Source organism: Rhizobium sp. M1, from assembly GCF_002531805.1.
Lineage (GTDB): Bacteria > Pseudomonadota > Alphaproteobacteria > Rhizobiales > Rhizobiaceae > Rhizobium > Rhizobium etli_C.
The window spans coordinates 76,469-91,116 of sequence record NZ_NWSW01000016.1 but is presented as its reverse complement, the minus strand read 5'-3'; the positions used below and the strand labels follow the sequence as shown (position 1 = coordinate 91,116).

The following is a 14,648-nucleotide window of genomic DNA, read 5'->3' as shown; positions in this document are numbered from 1 at the left end:
AGGATCCCTGCGTGATGTTCATTTCCAGAAACCCGCGACGACGCTGATGCTCCCGAACGCCGAAGGCGTGTTCGAGACCCATCAATCTGTCCATCCGGTTTCTGTCATCATGTACAAGCACGATCTCGTCTACCTCACCGAAGACGCGTCCCACGACGCCGCCATCGAACACATCAACGAAGAAGCCTTCGGTCCCGGCCGCTTCACGCGGGCGGCCGCACGCATTCGCGAGCAGGGACCGCATGATCTTTCGCTTTCCTTCATCTGCGCCGACGACGGCGAGACGATCGCCTCGGTACGCATGACGCCGGTGCTGGCCGGCACGGTGAAGGGCCATCTGCTCGGCCCTCTCGCGGTTCGCCCCTCGCACAAAAATATAGGCATCGGCCGGGAGCTGGTGCGGATCGCGGTGGAGGCGGCGCGGCGCAAGGGCTCGGAAGCCGTCATCCTGGTCGGCGATCCGCCCTATTACGGCCCGCTCGGTTTCGAGAAGGTTGCCTATAACGCGCTTACCTTCCCGGGACCGGTCGACCCCGGCCGTGTGCTCGTCGTTCCGATCGCCGAGAATGTGCATGAACGGCTGAAGGGCATAATTGCCTGGCACGGATGACTTATAGTTTTTTCCGGAGGAAGCTGCGCGTGCGGCCTTGCGGAAAATCCTCCAGTTCGCCGAAGACCTCATAACCCAGGCGCAGAATTACCTGCCCTCGCGCCACCACATGGCGCCGAAGGCGAGCAGCAATATGCCGACGCCGGCAAAACCGGCAAAGAGCGGCAGCGTATTGATGCCCTTCAAAACCGTCTCGCTGGTCATGCGGATCATCATGCGGTCATTGTCGGAGACACGGACCTGGCCGCGCACCGGCAGGATCGGCGGCACGGTGATCGCGCCCTTTTCACTGGCGACGCGGGTCACGAGACCTTTGCTCCTGTCGACGACAGGTTTCAGCACATTTGTCGTCGAGATCATCGCCTTGAATTCCGGCGCGTCGACAGCGCCGATATGGACAAGGGTCGACAGTTTGCCGTTGCGGACTTCGAAGAGGCCGATCTCGTCCATCCGCTTCTCCGCCTTGTAGAGGCCGGGTTCGGATTGGGTGAGCGGCAAGGTTTCGGTCTTGCCGGAGGGGTAGCGCACGGTGGCGTTGCCCGGATTGTCGCCGATCGTCTGGCGCGTGATTTCAAGGGTCCGGCCGGAGGCGCGCGCCGTCAGCGCTTCTTCCTCGAGCGCCGGCTCCTTCATCAGCCAATGGGCGATGCGGCGATAGAGCGAAACGTTCGGACCGCCGCCTTCGAAGCCGCGGGCCCAGAGCCAGCCCTGGTCGGAGAGCAGCATGGCGACGCGGCCCTGGCCGGCGCGGTTCAGCACCAGCAGCGGGTGGTTGTCGGCGCCGAGCATGATCGTCTCGCCCTGCGGCCGCTCGACGTCGACGCTGCGGAACCAGCGCCCCCAATGCGGCGGGTCCTCGCTCGAGCCGTCCAGGCCGCGCGTAACGGGATGCTTGCGGCCCTCCTCGGAGAGGCGGGGGTAGAAGGCCTTCTCGATCATCCGGCCGGTCGGCTCTGCCGGCAGCACGGAGGCGAGCGGCGTCATCGCAATCGATTCCGGGCTTGCATGTTCCGGACCGGCGGCGATCAGCAGCGCTCCGCCGTTCTCCACATATTGGGCGATGTTGTCGTAATAGAGCATCGGCAGCACATTCGCCCGGTCCTGATAGCGGTCGAAGATGATCAGGTCGAAATCCTTGATCTTGTCGATGAACAGCTCACGTGTCGGGAAAGCGATCAGCGACAGCTCGTTGATCGGCGTGCCATCCTGCTTTTCCGGCGGGCGCAGAATGGTGAAGTGGACGAGATCGACCGAGGCGTCGGATTTCAAGAGGTTCCGCCAGGCGCGTTCGCCGGCATGCGGCTCGCCGGAGACAAGCAGCACGCGCAGATTCTGGCGGATGCCGTCGATGACGTGGACGGCGCGGTTATTGGCCGTGGTGACTTCGCCGGGAAGTGCCGCGACCGAGAATTCGAGCACGTTGCTGCCGCCCCCCGGCACCTTGAAGGAGAAAGGCGTATCCCGGCCGGGTGTCGCCTGCAGGGTGGCGATTTCATCACCGTTGATCTTCACCGTGACGTCGGCTGTGCCGCCGGGACTCGGGCCGTCGTCGAAGACGCGCAGGACGACCTGCTGCTCCTCGTTGACGATGCCGAAGCGCGGCCCCTTGACGACTTCGATGCGGCGATCGAATTCGTTGGCCTTGCCGGTGATGAGGCCATGGATCGGCGCATCGAACCCGAGCGCCTGATTGGCGGCCGGAACATCATGGACTTCGCCGTCGGTCAGCATGATGGCGCCGCCGATGCGCGACGGCGGGACATCGGCGATGTTGGCCGCCATCGCGTCGAACAGGCGCGTCGACGGCACGTCGGAATTGACGTCGCCTTCGACATCGATGAAGCGCGGCTCTATCTGCGGAAAACGGGCGAGCTGGCCCTTCAGGGCCGCCAGCGCATCGTCGGTCATCTTGACCCGGTCGGGCGTCTGCTGGCTCTGGCTCCGGTCGACGAGAACGGGGACGATCGTCGACAGCTGATCCCGGTCCTCCTGCAGCAGCACGGGATTGGCGAGCGCGGTCAGCAGGGCGAGTGCCGCCAGCGTCCTGATCCAGGCGCCGCGGATGCCGCGCCAGATCGCGAAGGCGGCGATGACCGCTCCGATGGCGGCCAGCGCGGCCAGAACCGGCCAAGGCAGAAAAGGTGAAAAGTCAAAGGTCATCTCATTGTCCTAACCGTTCAAGGAGGTCGGGAACATGAACCTGGTCGGTCTTGTAGTTGCCGGTCAGCATATACATCATGATGTTGACGCCGGAACGATAGGCATATTCGCGCTGACCTTCGTCGGAGGGCACGGTCGGCAGAATCGGCACCCCGTTGTCGTCGACCGCCCAGGCGCCGGCGAAATCATTGCCGGTGATCAGGATCGGCGAAACGCCGTCGGCCGTCGCCGCCGATTTTTCCGCCGTTTCACGGCCGCCGCCCTGCCGGGCCTCGATCCAGAGCGGGCTGCCGGCATAACGGCCGGGAAAGCTCGACAGAAGGTAGAAGGATTTCGTCAGCACGTGATCGGATGGCACCGGCTCGAGCGGCGGAATGTCGAGATTGGCGAGGATCGCCTGCAGCCTCTGGCCGTTGGCGCTGACATTGCCGCCATTGTCCAAAGCGCTGATCTGGTCGCGCGTATCGAACAGCACGGTGCCGCCGTTGCGCATATAGGCGTCGATGCGGCTGATCGCCGCCGTCGACGGCATCGGCGCGGTTGCCGAAACCGGCCAGTAGATGATCGGATAGAAGGCGAGTTCGTCCTTGGTCAGGTCGAGGCCGACAGGCGGCGCCGGCTCCAGCGTCGTGCGGAAGGTCAGGAACTGGGTGAGGCCCTCGAGACCGCGCTCGGATATATTGTCCACCTCCTGTTCGCCGGTGACGACATAGGCGAGGTGGGTGTTGTCGAGCCGCTGCAAGACGAGGTCGTCGCCGGGCTGAGAGTCGTTGGCGTGCAGCGTGCCGGGTTGCAGCAGGAAGCCGGCGCCGAGCGCTATCGCGATCACACTGATGGTGCGGACAGCGGGGCGCAAGCGCGAGAAGGCGCCGTTCATGAAGAGGACGACCAGGCTGTCGGCCAATAGCAGCAGAAAGGCAGCGAGAAAGAGCGCCGGTTTTGCCGACCAGCTTTCGCCGCCGATCAAGCCTTCGCGCGCAGCTGTCGTCCCTGCCGTGTCGATCGGCTTCAGTTCGGCGTCCTCCGGCAGCACGTTCAAAGCGTTGAAACCATCTTCCGAACCATAAAGCCCAGGCGGATTGTCGAAATTCGCGGTCGGCTCGGTTCCGGCCTTTGAAGTGAGCGGCCGCGCCGAACCGGTCTCGGAGACGAGAGTGCCCTTGGCCGTCAGCATGCGGAATGGCGGCAGGGTCTCGGCCACACGCGTATTGCCGCGAACCTCCGACGTCACGCCGCCCGAGCGCGATATCTGGAGGAGATGGCGCAGCATGTCGACGAAGGTGCCCGAAATCGGCAGATCCGACCATGTCGCTTCGGCGGTGACGTGGAACAGCACGATCTGGCCGGATGAGAGCGGCTTCATCGTCACGAGCGGCGTGCCGTCGGCGAGGCTCGCCCAGGTGCGTTCGGCAAGATCGGGGGTGGGTTCGGCAAGCACCTGCCGCTTGACGACGACGTCGGCAGGGCGTGCTATGCCCGAGAAAGGCCCGAAATTCGGAAATTCGGCCAGCGACTGCGGTTCGCTCCAGGACAATGTACCGCCCAGCGCCCGTTCTCCCTGCCGCAGGATGACGGGGATGAGAGGGTCGTCTGCCGGCGCTGCCGCCATGCGCGGGCCGGCGAAGCGCAAGAGCATACCGCCATTCGATATCCAGCGCGTCAGAGGTTCGTAGGTGTCCTCCGGCAGCCGGCCGATATCGGCCATGATGATGATCGAGGGATTGCTGGCGAGAAGTTTCGGTATGGCGACCGAAAGATCGGAATCGCCGGGCTGGATCAGATCCGCATAGGGCTGCAGCGCCCGCTGGATATAATAGAGCGGCGACAGCAGCGGCTGGAACTCATCCCCGCCGGCACCCGACAGCAGCACCACACGACGGCGCTTGAACGCGTCGTCGAGAAGATGGACCGCGCCTGCTGTCGCGCCGTTGTCGACGCTGATGCGGGCGAAATCGTTGCGCATCTCGAAAGGAGCGGTGATCGAACTCGTCGCGACGCTTTGCCCGGGGCGGAAGTCCGCCCTGCCGTTGGCGATCGAGCGGCCCTGGCTATCGACGGCGTTCAGCGCCACGGATGCGGCATGCGAAGCGTTGAGGCGCGTGACCTTGACGGTCATGGCATCAGCCGCGTTGTTGGCCGCGGTGATCGCAATCGTCCGTGCGGCGTCACCCTCGATCAGGCGCAGATCAGCGGGCTGGAGTTCGGCCAGCTGACGTACCGTGGCGTCGTCGGCCTTGGCGGCGGCGCCGTCGGTCAGAAAGGCAAGGGTGCCGGGCTTGATGCCGTTCAGGGCGGAGCGCAGCGCCTGGAAGGCGCGCTCTCGGTCCGGCACCAGCGGCCGCGGTTCGACGGCGCGCAGTTTGTCGCGGGCGGCCGCGGCGGTGCCGGGCACGGCGTCGTTGGTCGGCTCGGCGGTAAAGGCGATCGACACGGGCATGCCGGCGGATTCGGCATCGTCTATCAGCGCGTCGGCGGTCTGGATGCGGCGCTCCCAGTCGGGTGCGGCAGCCCAGCTGTTGTCGACGAAGAGGACGAGCGGGCCGCCCGATGCGAGCGAACTGGTGCGCGGATTGAAGACCGGATCGGCGATCGCGAAGATGATGGTGGCAGCGAGCAGCATGCGCAGCAGCGTCAGCCACCAGGGGCTCTGGGCCGGCGTCTCTTCGCGCTTCAGCACCGATGCGAGGATCTTCAGCGGCGGAAAGATCTCGCTCTTCGGGCGTGGCGGCATCAGTCGCAGCAGCCACCAGATCACCGGCAGGGCGATGAGGGCGCCGAGAATGGCGGGATAGGCGAAAGCGAAGGGAAGGGCGTTCACAGCTGCCCTCCATGCGTCGCCTTGGCCGGCATGCCGGACAGATACATGTGCACCGCGACCAGCGCTTCGGAGGCGAGATGATCGGTGCGGTGGGTCGTGAAGGTCCAGCCGAGATGGCGCAGCGACTGGCCGAGGCTCTCCCTGCGGGCGAGGTAGGCGTTGCGATAGACCTCGCGGATATGTTCGGCGCGACCGGAGATCAGCTTGGCCCCGGTCTCGGGATCGGTGAATTCGGTGCGGCCGCTATAAGGGAAGATTTCCTCGGCGGGGTCCGATATCTCGACCACGTGGCCGCGCAGGCCGCGGCGGGCAAGCGGGCCGAGCCGCTCCATGATCGCCGGCGCGTCGTCGAGGAAATCGCCGATGAGGACGAGGTCGCTCCAGCCGCGGATCATCCCCGTTTCCGGCAGGCCGCCGGTCAGCGGCGCGTGCATGAGCGCGGAGGCGAGGCGTTCTGCGGCAGTGCGGGTGGAGGCGGGTTCCATGATGCCGGGGCAGCCGATGCGTTCGCCGGAGCGGGAGAGGATTTCGGCCAGCGCCAGCATGACGACCAGCGCCCGGCTTTCCTTGGAGGCGCTGCCATAGCTCGACTTGTACATCATCGAAGGCGACATGTCGCACCAGAGCCAGATCGTATGCGCTGCCTCCCATTCGCGCTCGCGCACATAGGTATGGTCGTCGCGCGCGGAACGGCGCCAATCGATGCGCGACAGGCTCTCACCCTCGGCATAGGGACGAAACTGCCAGAAATTCTCGCCGATGCCGCGCTTGCGGCGGCCATGCCAGCCGGCGATGACAGTGTTGGCGATGCGCTTGGCTTCCACCAGGCAGTCCGGCATCAGGGCGGCCCGCTGCCTGGCGCGGGAAAGGGCATCGCTGCCTGACGTCGGGTTGACGATCTGTCCGATAGATGCCACGCGTCCGGCTTCCTTATCCCTTTGCCTGCTTCACCAGTCCGGCGATGACGTCGCGCACGGACATGCCTTCGGCGCGGGCGGCGAACGTCAGCGCCATGCGGTGCTGGAGAATGGGTTCGGCAAGCGCGTAGACATCGTCGAGAGATGGGGCGAGACGGCCTTGGTAGAGCGCGCGGGCGCGCGCGCAGAGCATCATCGCCTGCCCGGCGCGAGGGCCTGGGCCCCAGGCGACGTTCTTGTCGGTCGAAGCATTGCCCTGTCCGGGGCGGGCGGAGCGTACCAGCGCAAGGATGGCGTCGACGACCGTCTCGCTCACCGGCATCTGGCGCACCAGGGTCTGGATTTCGATCAGCCGCTGCGCATCGATGATCGCCTCCGGCCGGGTTTCGCCGAGGCCCGTCGTCTCGAGCAGGATCTGGCGCTCGGCGGCGAGTTCGGGATAGTTGACGTCGACCTGCAGCAGGAAACGGTCGAGCTGGGCTTCGGGCAGGGGATAGGTGCCTTCTTGCTCCAGCGGGTTCTGGGTGGCGAGCACATGGAAGGGCGCCGGCAGGTCATAGCGCTGGCCGGCAATCGTGATATGATATTCCTGCATCGCTTGCAGGAGCGCCGACTGGGTACGCGGCGAGGCGCGGTTGATCTCGTCGGCCATCAAGAGCTGGGCGAAGACCGGGCCCTTGACGAAACGGAAGGAGCGGCGGCCGCTGTCGTCCTGGTCCATGACTTCGGAGCCGAGAATATCGGAAGGCATCAGGTCGGGGGTGAACTGGATGCGGTTGGCGGCAAGGCCGAGCACTTCGCCGAGCGTCGTCACCAGCCTGGTCTTGGCAAGGCCGGGAACGCCGACGAGCAGGGCATGACCGCCGGAGAGCACGGCGAGAATGGTGTTCTCGACGACGCTTTCCTGACCGAAGATCACCTTCGAGACTTCTATGCGGATGGCGGCGATATCGGAGAGCGCCTTCTCGGCGGCGGCGACGATCGCCTTTTCATCGAGGCTGGCTTCGGTCTTCATCATACCCATGGGCATCTCCAACGGCTGAAATCATTCGGCAGCGAATCGGCGGACTTATACATCTGCCTCATACTCGATAGAGTTATGGAGATGCGACGGGCTGACAAGTTCGTTGCGAATGACTATCTCGTGACTTCACTTTGTTAAGGACAAACCGGGACGGAAGAATGGCAACCGAGGAAATCAGCGGACAGGCGGATGCGGCGGGACTTGCCGCGCTGATTTCGCGCGCGTCCGAGGAAAGCAGCGGTAAAAAACGTGGACTTCCGCCAGTCGAGCGGTGGAATCCGCCTTTCTGCGGCGATATCGACATGGAGATCAGGGCCGACGGCACCTGGTTCTACATGGGCACGCCGATCGGCCGGCCAGCTCTGGTGCGGCTGTTTTCGACGGTTTTGCGCAAGGATGAGGATGAGAAGACCTATCTCGTAACTCCTGTGGAAAAGGTCGGGATCAGGGTCGCGGACGCTCCGTTCATCGCCGTGGAGGTGAGCGTGACGGGCGGCCAAGGTCAACAGGTGCTAACATTTCGCACCAATGTCGGCGATGTCGTGGAGGCGGGAGGAGAGCATCGGCTGCGCTTTGCCATTGCGGGCGGCAATGCCGAACTGAAACCCTATCTGCATGTGCGCGGGCGGCTGGAGGCGCTGGTGTCGCGTGCGGTGATGTATGAACTGGCCGCACTCGGCGAGATCCTCGATGTGGAGGGGCGGGCGATGTTTGCGATCCGCTCCGCCGGCGAGGTCTTCCCGGTCATGCCGGCCGACGAACTGGATGCGCTTTCCCGATGAATGATGCGATCACCCAACGTTATCCGCTGTTCTCAGCAGCTGAATTCCGCCGCCGTGCGCTCAATCAGAATGGTGGTCCGGTCGACCATGCCTGGCGCGATCACGGCGACCATGTCCTCAACCCCGATATCGTCGCCGAGGTCGAGACCTTCAAGCTGCGCGATGCCGCCGTGCTCGTGCCCGTCGTCGACGGCGGCGAGGAGGCGCAGGTGATCTTCACCAAGCGCACGGCGACGCTGCGCAAACATTCCGGACAGATCGCCTTTCCCGGCGGCTCGATCGATCCCGCCGATATCTCGCCCGAAATGGCGGCGGTGCGCGAGACGGAAGAGGAGATCGGCCTTGCCGGCTCCTTCGTGGAGACCGTCGGGCGACTGCCGAACTATTTCGCCTCGACGGGCTTCCGCATCACGCCGGTGCTCGGCGTCGTGACGCCGGGCTTCGATTTAACGCTGAACCCGGCGGAGGTAGACGATGTGTTCGAAGTGCCGCTTTCCTTCCTGATGAACCCGGCCAATCACAGCCGCGACAAGCGGGTCATCGACGGCATCGACCGGCATTTCTACCGCATGCCCTATGAAACCAGGATGATCTGGGGCATTACCGCGGGCATCGTCCGCACCCTTTACGAAAGGCTTTATGCATGACCGGCATTGCCGACCAAGCATGGTTTCGCGACCCGGCGCTCGGCCGGATCCTCGCACTTCTGAATGCCGATCATGGGGGCAATGGTGGGGCCGAGGGCGGGGAAGCGCGGGTGGTCGGCGGCGCTGTGCGCAACAGCCTGATGGGCCTGCCGGTCAGCGATATCGACATTGCCACGACGCTGAGACCGGAGACGGTGATGGAGCGGGCGGCGGCGGCCGGCATCAAGGCGGTGCCGACGGGCCTGCAACATGGCACGGTGACGCTCGTCATCGACGGCAAGCCATTCGAGGTGACGACGCTGCGCACCGACGTCGAGACCGATGGGCGCCGCGCCAAGGTCGCCTTCAGCACCGACTGGAAGGCAGATGCCGAGCGGCGGGACCTGACGATCAATGCGCTCTATGCGGATGCGGAGGGCGAGGTGGTCGATCTCGTCGGCGGGCTGGCAGACATCGAGACGCGCAACATCCGCTTCATCGGCGACGCGGCAACGCGTATTGCCGAGGACCATCTGCGGATCCTGCGGTTCTTCCGTTTCTTTGCCTATTACGGTTCGGGGCGCCCGGATGCCGAAGGGCTGAAGGCCTGTGCGGCGGCGCGTTCGAAGCTGAAGACGCTGTCGGCCGAACGCGTCTGGTCGGAGCTCAGAAAACTGCTTGGCGCCGACGATCCCGGCCGGGCGCTGCTCTGGATGCGGCAGGTGGCGGTGCTGACGGAGATCCTGCCGGAATCGGAACGATGGGGGATCGATGCGATCCCTTCGCTGGTCGCCACCGAAAAGGCGCTCGGCTGGGCGCCCGACCCACTGCTGCGGCTTGCGGCGATCGTGCCGCCCGATGCGGCGCGGCTGGAAGCACTTGCGGCTCGGCTGAAGCTCTCGAATGCGGAAGCTGCGACTCTCAAGGCCTGGGCGATAACGGCACCGGTCAACGACGAATTGACGTCAGCCGCCTTCGAAAGGCTGCTTTACCGCAATGGCGCGGACGGCATCACGACGCGCCTGAAGCTGGCGCTCGGCGTCGCACGGGGGAAGGCCGAGAGCGATCTCGACGAAATGGCGCGCTCGGCGCGGCTCGGCAAGCTCCTGGATCAGGCCATGACGTGGAAGAAGCCGCAGTTTCCCGTGAATGGCGCAGACGTGATCGCAGCCGGCACCCCATCCGGCCCGCGTGTCGGCGAACTGCTTGCGGTGCTGGAAAACCAGTGGGTGGAGGAGAACTTCGCTTCCGACAGAGCAGCGTTGCTCGCCCGGCTGCAGCAACTTGTGCAATAGGTATACCGCGTCGCGTCCGGGGGACGCGGCGCAACTATCGTGGTTGGTACCAGGACTTGGCCACCGGCCCGTCAGGCGGCGGTGGCCTCGTCGCGGATGCGGGCCTTGATGTTGTCAACCATGTTTTCGCGTATGGTGGTTTCGCCGTGAGCGGTCTTCAGGTGCTCGACGGCGCGACGGACCACTTCCGCGTCATTATCCGCCCGGGTATGCCAGGCGCAGCCGGGAACAAGCGTGCCGCATTCGAAAAGTCGCATGATCTTCTCCTCTGTCTGAAACACAACGGCCATCGCGTTTGCACGCGATTGATGAAATGTGCGTGGGAAGGGAAGGTTCCGGCCGGCATAGGGTGACGACCGGAGAAGGTCTTTCAGTCGGGCATGGCCCAGGCTTTGTAGGTATCCGAGAGATGGCTGGGCGTGTTGCTGTTGGCGGCGTCGTTCTGCAGCTCTTCCGGCGACTTTCCGCCGGCCAGCTGTAGCTTGACCTGCTCGATGAAGCAGGACAACGGCAGATCCGAGCCGCTCTTGGCCCGCAGTTTCTCGGCGATGCGTATCAGGAACTCGGGCGTGTCGACTGCACGGAATGTTTCCTGGACATCCGTGGACGCAGGCGAGCCGCTTTGTGTCGTCATGACAATCCTCCTCCGATTGTTACGCACGTACATATAAAGTTAGGACTCACTGTATTTTTATGAAGGACCCTCGGCTCGAATTTATCGATGAGATCTCACAGTCTCACGGCCAGCGTACGACGGGCGGCAGCGAGGAGAGAATGGATTCGACGTTGCCGCCGGTTTTCAGGCCGAAGATCGTGCCGCGATCATACAGCAGATTGAATTCCACGTATCGGCCGCGGCGGATCAATTGTTCGTCACGATCTGCTTCCGTCCACAGCTTGTTGAAGTTGGAACGGACGATCTTCGGATAGACCATGGCGAAGGCCCGGCCGACATCGCGGGTGAAGGCGAAATCGGCGTCCCAGCCGCCGGACTCCTCGCTCGAATGCAGCCAGTCGTAGAAGATGCCGCCGATGCCGCGCGGCTCGTTGCGATGCTTCAGAAAGAAATAGTCGTCGCACCAGGCCTTGTAGGCATCGTAGTCGGCAACGGCATGATTGCGGCAGGCGATCTCCATGGCCTTGTGGAACAGCTGGCTGTCCTCGTCTTCCTGGGTGCGGCGGCGCGACAGCACCGGCGTCAGATCGGCGCCGCCGCCGAACCAGCGGCTGGTGGTGACCACCATGCGGGTGTTCATATGCACCGCCGGAACGTTGGGATTGACGGGATGGGCGATCAGCGAGATGCCGGAGGCCCAGAAGCGCGGATCGTCCTTGGCGCCGGGTATCTGTGCCCGGAATTCCGGCGAGAATTCGCCGTAGACCGTGGAGGTATGCACGCCGACCTTCTCGAAGACGCGGCCTTCCATCATCGACATCCGGCCACCGCCGCCGGCGCCGTTTTCGCGCGACCAATCCTTGGCGACGAAGCGGCCGGGCTCCTGGTCGGAGAGCGGGCCTTCCAACGCGTCTTCAAGCGCCTCGAAGGAGGCACAGATGGTATCGCGCAGCCCTTCGAACCACTTGCGGGCGGCCTCCTTCTTCTCCTCGATATCGTCAGGCAAGCCGATCGGCAGTTCGGGTCTTTCCATTTACGCCTCCAGCGGTCGGCCTCCGCTAGGGAAACGACTCGCTCATTCTTGATTGCGCCTCCGGTTTAGCAGGTGGCGCCGCATCTCGCCAAGCCGGCCGGCGCGGAGATGGGCGGCCAAGATTCGACTCGCAAATCAAGTATTTCGATACTACCTTTTCCGAAGAGGTAGGTTTGATGGCAAAAATTCCAGGACCTCCGTCCTTCGACGGTCTGAAGCGCAGAATGGCGAAACACCGGGCGGAAAATCCGACCGCCAAGAGAGACCATTTCGTGCGTCAGACATATTGCCTCGGCTTGATCGACGCACGCGCCAAGGCGCGCGAATGGTTCGACGAATATCCGAAAGCGGCCTATTGGACCGAGGTGGAGAGCTGGCGCCAGCTCGACGGCGACCGGATCGAATTCACCATGCGCCGCCTGCCTTCGGCCGATTGACCCTCACTCCGCCGCCGGCCGCACGCGGCTTTCGATCAGCAATCCGCTTTCATCCATGATCGGATGCGCCACCGAGACGATATGGGCGTTGATGCGCTTCAGATCGCGCAGCATGTCGAGATGCAGCGAGCTCGTCTGCAGACTGTCGGCGCGGCCGTCGCGCAGGCGTTCGAGATGATGTTCGGCCGACTGTTTCTCCATCCGGCGCACCTCGACCTTCGTCTCCATCATCCGACGCGCGAGATTGAAGTCGCGGGTGACGAAGATGGTCTGGGCGACACGCAGATTGTCGATCGTCAGGTCGAACAGCTTCCTTAATTCCTGATGGCCGTCCTCGGAAAATTTCAGGCCGAGCGAAATCTTCTTCGCCACCTGTTCCGCCAGGCCCTTCTCGATGATGTCGCCCATATGTTCGAGATTGATCGCATAATCGATGACGACGATCGAGCGCCGGGCATTTTCGTCGCTGAGGCCTTCGCGGCCGAGCTTGGAGAGATAAACCTTTACCGCCTGCTGAAGCCGGTCGACGCGCTCCTCGAGGGCGTCGATTTCGGCGAGCTTTGAGGCATCGGTGTGCTCCAGGGCTTCCGACACTCGGATGAGCATGCGCTCGATCAGGTCGCCGATCCCCAACACCTCACGGGTGGCGCTGGCAAGGGCGATGATGGGCGTGGAAAGTTCCTGCGCGTCCAGATATTTCGGGGCGCCATCGGGTTCCGACTGATCCGGCACCAGCCGGGCCATCAGGGTGGCGAGCGGCCGGGAGAAGGGCCAGGCCAGCACGGCCAGCAGAAGATTGAAGGCCAGATGTGCGTCGACCGGCAGCTTGGCCGGGCCGAAGGGCAACATCTGGATGAGGTCGGCGCCATAGCCGGCCAGTGGCAAGGCGATGAGGCAGCCGAGTGTCCGGACGGTCAGATTGCCAATTGTCACACGCCGCGCTGAAGCCGGGCCGCCCAATGTCGCTACGACAGGCGGGATTGCGCCGCCGAGATTGGCGCCGAGCACCAGCACGATGACGAGTTCGGCAGAGATAAGCCCGGCCGAGGCGAGCGACAGGATGAGTACCACGACGGCCAGGCTTGACGAGGAAAGGAAGGCAAGGGCCGCCGAAAACAGCAGCGCTACGGGCAGGGCGCCGTTCAGCAGGCCGATGAATGCGGCAAGGGCGGGTGAGGTCCGCATCGGTTCCGTTGCAAGGCCGAGGAGATGCAGGGACAGCAGCATCAGCCCAATGCCAATCAGCGCTGCGCCACCGCCCTGACGGGCGCTGGAGCGGCCGCGGTAGAGCGCAATGCCGGTCAGGATTAGAAGCGGGGAGAGCCATTCAATCCCCGTGGCGACGATCCAGGCAGTGATGGCGGTGCCGACATTGGCGCCGAGCAGGACGATCTGCGCCATGCGCGGCCTGATCAGATCACGCTCGACGAAGGAGGCGGTCATCAACGCCGTTGCCGTGGAGCTCTGCAGAGCGACGGTCGCAACCAGGCCTGACACGAAGGACCGAAAGCCGCCGCGCGTGCCGGTCGCAAGTCCCGTTCTGAGCCGGGCGCCGAAGGCCCTGGATACGCCGTCCTTGACCTGCGCGAGGCCGAACAGCAGCAATGCGACGGCGCCGAACAGGTTGATCATGATGACCGTGGAATCCATTTTCTTGTTTTTATTCTTCCTTCATCTGTTGGCGAGACCCAGGCCCGAGTGATGCCTCTCCAAGCTATTGAAATCGCAGCCGTCATGCGACATTTTTGATTGCCCGGCTAATAAATATAGGCCAATCTGGCGGATTGGCAATGTCAATTTCCGACACATTCCGGGGCTTCGGCCATTCCGCGAAGGCCGCTGTCGCTCAAGCCCAGACGGTCTGGCGCATCGCTTCGCCGACGATCATCGCGGCCGAGACGGCGACGTTGATCGAGCGCTGGCCTTCGACCATCGGGATCAGGATACGGGCATCGGCCCTTTCATGCACATGGTCCGGGACGCCGGCGCTTTCCCGGCCGAGAAGCAGAATATCGTCTGAACGGAAGGTGAAGTCGGTGTAGCGATCCGCCGCCTTGGTTGAAGCGAGGATCAGGCGGCGGCCGGTCGTGGCGCGCCACGCTTCGAACCGATCCCAACTGACATGGCGGGTCAGCGCGGCGGCGGCGATATAATCCATTCCCGATCTTTTCAGGTTGCGATCGGAAACGTCGAAGCCGGCGGGTTCTATCAGATCGACCGCGAAGCCGAGGCAGGCGGCAAGACGCAGGATCGTGCCGGTATTGCCGGGAATATCCGGCTGGTAGAGTGCCAGTCTGAGGTCGGTCATCATGCGCCGTTTGTTTCGTCGG

The 14,648-nt window shown here is 63.9% G+C and carries 14 protein-coding genes and 1 pseudogene; 5 read left to right on the top strand and 10 right to left on the bottom strand.

Going from position 1 to position 14,648, the window contains the following annotated elements:
* Positions 1–46 precede the first annotated feature (46 nt).
* Positions 47–610, top strand: a complete 564-nt coding sequence (locus CO655_RS17060) for an N-acetyltransferase (RefSeq protein ID WP_097665616.1) — start codon at positions 47–49, stop codon at positions 608–610.
* Position 611: 1 nt separating this feature from the next.
* Here the strand turns inward: CO655_RS17060 and CO655_RS34350 are convergent.
* The 5 genes and pseudogenes from CO655_RS34350 to CO655_RS17035 form a co-directional block, all read right to left on the bottom strand.
* Positions 612–704, bottom strand: a pseudogene (locus tag CO655_RS34350) (GNAT family N-acetyltransferase); the annotation flags it as partial.
* Positions 698–2,770, bottom strand: a complete 2,073-nt coding sequence (locus CO655_RS17050; RefSeq protein ID WP_097665559.1) for a hypothetical protein — start codon at positions 2,768–2,770, stop codon at positions 698–700. The pseudogene CO655_RS34350 and the gene CO655_RS17050, both read right to left, overlap by 7 nt.
* A 1-nt stretch (position 2,771) precedes the next feature.
* Positions 2,772–5,588: a DUF4159 domain-containing protein gene (locus CO655_RS17045; protein WP_097665558.1), complete on the bottom strand. Its 2,817-nt coding sequence runs from the start codon at positions 5,586–5,588 to the stop codon at positions 2,772–2,774.
* The gene (locus CO655_RS17040) at positions 5,585–6,505 is read right to left on the bottom strand and encodes a DUF58 domain-containing protein (RefSeq protein ID WP_097604556.1); all 921 of its coding nucleotides are present in this window, start codon (positions 6,503–6,505) and stop codon (positions 5,585–5,587) included. Before CO655_RS17040 ends, CO655_RS17045 begins: the two co-directional genes overlap by 4 nt.
* A gap of 13 nt (positions 6,506–6,518) precedes the next feature.
* On the bottom strand, positions 6,519–7,529 hold the full coding sequence (locus CO655_RS17035) for a MoxR family ATPase (protein ID WP_097604558.1): 1,011 nt from the start codon (positions 7,527–7,529) through the stop codon (positions 6,519–6,521).
* Between the two features lie 158 nt (positions 7,530–7,687).
* Between CO655_RS17035 and CO655_RS17030 the strand changes: the two genes are divergently transcribed.
* Genes CO655_RS17030 through CO655_RS17020 form a run of 3 tightly spaced genes read left to right on the top strand, consistent with a single transcriptional unit; the run spans position 7,688 to position 10,232 of the window.
* Complete coding sequence (locus tag CO655_RS17030) at positions 7,688–8,311, top strand: DUF1285 domain-containing protein (RefSeq protein ID WP_097665557.1); 624 nt, start codon at positions 7,688–7,690, stop codon at positions 8,309–8,311.
* Entirely contained in the window at positions 8,308–8,958 is a 651-nt protein-coding gene (locus CO655_RS17025) for a CoA pyrophosphatase (RefSeq protein WP_010029294.1), read from the top strand. The genes CO655_RS17030 and CO655_RS17025 overlap by 4 nt, the downstream gene beginning before the upstream one ends.
* Positions 8,955–10,232 (top strand): CCA tRNA nucleotidyltransferase, encoded by a 1,278-nt coding sequence (locus CO655_RS17020; protein WP_097665556.1) that lies wholly within the window; start codon positions 8,955–8,957, stop codon positions 10,230–10,232. Before CO655_RS17025 ends, CO655_RS17020 begins: the two co-directional genes overlap by 4 nt.
* Positions 10,233–10,303: 71 nt before the next feature.
* Here the strand turns inward: CO655_RS17020 and CO655_RS17015 are convergent, their stop codons facing one another.
* The 3 genes from CO655_RS17015 to hemF all read right to left on the bottom strand — a co-directional run bounded on the left by CO655_RS17015 (position 10,304) and on the right by hemF (position 11,881).
* Positions 10,304–10,489 (bottom strand): DUF1059 domain-containing protein, encoded by a 186-nt coding sequence (locus tag CO655_RS17015; RefSeq protein ID WP_010029983.1) that lies wholly within the window; start codon positions 10,487–10,489, stop codon positions 10,304–10,306.
* 113 nt (positions 10,490–10,602) lie between these two features.
* Positions 10,603–10,866, bottom strand: coding sequence for a hypothetical protein (locus CO655_RS17010; protein WP_097604564.1), 264 nt, complete (start codon positions 10,864–10,866; stop codon positions 10,603–10,605).
* 103 nt (positions 10,867–10,969) lie between these two features.
* Complete coding sequence (gene hemF / locus CO655_RS17005; RefSeq protein WP_097604566.1) at positions 10,970–11,881, bottom strand: oxygen-dependent coproporphyrinogen oxidase; 912 nt, start codon at positions 11,879–11,881, stop codon at positions 10,970–10,972.
* A 176-nt stretch (positions 11,882–12,057) separates the two neighbouring features.
* Between hemF and CO655_RS17000 the strand changes: the two genes are divergently transcribed.
* Positions 12,058–12,318, top strand: a complete 261-nt coding sequence (locus tag CO655_RS17000) for a hypothetical protein (RefSeq protein ID WP_010029910.1) — start codon at positions 12,058–12,060, stop codon at positions 12,316–12,318.
* Between the two features lie 3 nt (positions 12,319–12,321).
* On the opposite strand, the gene CO655_RS16995 is transcribed toward CO655_RS17000, so the two are convergent.
* Both CO655_RS16995 and CO655_RS16990 read right to left on the bottom strand, forming a co-directional pair.
* The gene (locus CO655_RS16995; protein WP_097665555.1) at positions 12,322–13,968 is read right to left on the bottom strand and encodes a Na/Pi cotransporter family protein; all 1,647 of its coding nucleotides are present in this window, start codon (positions 13,966–13,968) and stop codon (positions 12,322–12,324) included.
* 196 nt (positions 13,969–14,164) lie between these two features.
* Positions 14,165–14,626, bottom strand: a complete 462-nt coding sequence (locus CO655_RS16990; protein ID WP_097605063.1) for a tRNA (cytidine(34)-2'-O)-methyltransferase — start codon at positions 14,624–14,626, stop codon at positions 14,165–14,167.
* Positions 14,627–14,648: the final 22 nt, after the last annotated feature.

What these genes read in the sequence shown, in the direction of transcription:
- CO655_RS17020 (WP_097665556.1), top strand. Translation starts at nt 8,955, where the DNA reads ATGACCGGCATTGCCGACCAAGCATGGTTTCGCGACCCGGCGCTCGGC.
- CO655_RS16995 (WP_097665555.1), bottom strand. Translation starts at nt 13,968, where the DNA reads ATGGATTCCACGGTCATCATGATCAACCTGTTCGGCGCCGTCGCATTG.
- CO655_RS17025 (WP_010029294.1), top strand. Translation starts at nt 8,308, where the DNA reads ATGAATGATGCGATCACCCAACGTTATCCGCTGTTCTCAGCAGCTGAA.
- CO655_RS17010 (WP_097604564.1), bottom strand. Translation starts at nt 10,866, where the DNA reads ATGACGACACAAAGCGGCTCGCCTGCGTCCACGGATGTCCAGGAAACA.
- CO655_RS16990 (WP_097605063.1), bottom strand. Translation starts at nt 14,626, where the DNA reads ATGACCGACCTCAGACTGGCACTCTACCAGCCGGATATTCCCGGCAAT.
- CO655_RS17015 (WP_010029983.1), bottom strand. Translation starts at nt 10,489, where the DNA reads ATGCGACTTTTCGAATGCGGCACGCTTGTTCCCGGCTGCGCCTGGCAT.
- CO655_RS17035 (WP_097604558.1), bottom strand. Translation starts at nt 7,529, where the DNA reads ATGGGTATGATGAAGACCGAAGCCAGCCTCGATGAAAAGGCGATCGTC.
- CO655_RS17000 (WP_010029910.1), top strand. Translation starts at nt 12,058, where the DNA reads ATGGCAAAAATTCCAGGACCTCCGTCCTTCGACGGTCTGAAGCGCAGA.
- CO655_RS17030 (WP_097665557.1), top strand. Translation starts at nt 7,688, where the DNA reads ATGGCAACCGAGGAAATCAGCGGACAGGCGGATGCGGCGGGACTTGCC.
- CO655_RS17050 (WP_097665559.1), bottom strand. Translation starts at nt 2,770, where the DNA reads ATGACCTTTGACTTTTCACCTTTTCTGCCTTGGCCGGTTCTGGCCGCG.
- hemF (WP_097604566.1), bottom strand. Translation starts at nt 11,881, where the DNA reads ATGGAAAGACCCGAACTGCCGATCGGCTTGCCTGACGATATCGAGGAG.
- CO655_RS17060 (WP_097665616.1), top strand. Translation starts at nt 47, where the DNA reads ATGCTCCCGAACGCCGAAGGCGTGTTCGAGACCCATCAATCTGTCCAT.